This window comes from Porphyromonas sp. CAG:1061 (genome assembly GCF_000435035.1).
In the GTDB taxonomy this organism is placed as follows: domain Bacteria; phylum Bacteroidota; class Bacteroidia; order Bacteroidales; family Porphyromonadaceae; genus Porphyromonas_A; species Porphyromonas_A somerae.
Window position 1 is genome coordinate 1 of the sequence record NZ_HF988939.1, and the last position, 1,767, is coordinate 1,767.

At 49.3% G+C, this 1,767-nt stretch carries 2 protein-coding genes; both read right to left on the reverse strand.

From position 1 onward, the window contains the following. Positions 1 to 424 precede the first annotated feature (424 nt). Complete coding sequence (gene queG, locus QVO39_RS07590; RefSeq protein ID WP_021903664.1) at positions 425 to 1,345, reverse strand: tRNA epoxyqueuosine(34) reductase QueG; 921 nt, start codon at positions 1,343 to 1,345, stop codon at positions 425 to 427. A gap of 6 nt (positions 1,346 to 1,351) precedes the next feature. Next, the coding region (locus QVO39_RS07595; protein ID WP_288171921.1) for an MBL fold metallo-hydrolase at positions 1,352 to 1,767 on the reverse strand (416 nt) is incomplete at its 5' end.

The following is a 1,767-nucleotide window of genomic DNA, read 5'->3' on the forward strand; positions in this document are numbered from 1 at the left end:
ATTCTGCCTTACACACTTTTTGGGTTACTACCTTATTTCAAGGGCAAATCACTACAGGCATATTTTACAATGGTTGAGCCCAAAGTCTTTTAAGCATTTGCTTCATATTAAAATAGTTATCATTGCTAGCTTGTTCTTTTTGAAAAACATCGGTGACAAGCCGATGAAACCGTACAGCATCTATGCTCCTATAGAGCATCCAAAGGGAACCATACACGTCACTATGAAAGAGGGACAAGAACACGACCACTAAGCAGTACAGCTTTGTTCTACAGATAAATTAAAGGCTACACCCAAAATTGAGTGTAGCCTTTATTAATTCTCTAATACTATTAAATCACAGATGCTCAGAAATCATGACGGTGCCTTCTTTAATAGATCTAAGGGGAGTCGAAGAGTTCGGGCAGTATGAATAGTATTTTCTTCATTCTGGGTTATTGGATAAGTATACTTCGGTATTTCGTTGCATCTCAGGGAGCTTTGCCCTCGTCATTGCGGTACCATAGAAGATGGTAGCGTAATGCTTTTCATCGAGCTCCTCAAGGTCCTTCCGATCGAGGTGGAGGAGCTGTGGGAAGGGGGTGAATAGCGAGGCGGGCTTAGGAGATTGGTTGTAGGGGCAGACATCTTGACAGGTATCACAACCGTAAAATCGACGTCCGAACCGCTGTGCCAGCTCTGATGGAATAGCACCTCGATGCTCTATGGTAAGATAGTTGATGCATCGGTGGGCATTCAGCCCCTCCTCGGTGAGGGCTCCTGTGGGGCATGCCTTGAGGCACCTTTGGCAATCGTGACAGGAGTGGGAGCAACTTTGGTCGCTTTCCAACCTGAGGGAGGTCAGCAATTCCCCAAGGAATAGGAAGCTCCCCACCTCCGGTACAATGAGGTTGCGATGATGGCCGATAAAGCCGATCCCCGACTGCTCAGCCCAATACCGCTCCAGGAAGGGAGCGGTGTCTACCATTGCCCGATAGGTATGGGGTGCAACCTCAGAATGGATTCGATCGGCAAGCCCCAAGAGCAATCGTTTCATCACCTTATGATAGTCTCGACCGAGGGCATATTTAGCCACTTTTGGTGCCGTTGCATCTTGCCTCTGTGGGGGGTAATAACTAACTGCCAAGATGATGACCGAGGAGGCTTGGGGTAAAAGCAACCGGGGGTGCTGTCGTTGCTCCATATATCGCTCTAGGTAGGACATACCAGCGTGGTTGCCGTGCGATAGCCAATTTTTATACCTTGCTATTTCGCTATCCGCCACCTGGGCAATAGGGGCAAAACCGACCGCATCGACCCCCATCTCCATAGCGATAGTGCGTATTTGGCTGTTGAGCGACTTCATATTGCTTTAGAAGGTCAGCTCCAAGCGGTCGTAGGCTGGGAAGACCCCCTCGGGGCACATCTTCTCGATCTCTTGGTGCGTGCCAAAGGTATGAGCAAAGTGAGTAAGATAGGCTCTTTGGGGCTTTATCTCCTCAATGAAATGGAGCGCTTCTTGGAGGGTGATGTGCGCAGGGTGTTCATAGAGCCGCAGGGCATTGATCACGAGGGTAGGAATGCCTTTGAGTCGCTCCATCGTCTCCTCTGGTAAGGTTTTACAATCGGTGACATAAGCCAATTTATCGAATAGGTAACCTACTATTGGGAGCTTACCATGCATCACGCGGATGGGCTCCACACGACTCCCATCCTTAAGCACCAAAGGGGTGCCCACCGAGACCTCGTGCATCACAATATGGGGCACACCGGGGTAGCGGTGGTCTA

What these genes read in the sequence shown, in the direction of transcription:
- queG (WP_021903664.1), bottom strand. Translation starts at nt 1,345, where the DNA reads ATGAAGTCGCTCAACAGCCAAATACGCACTATCGCTATGGAGATGGGG.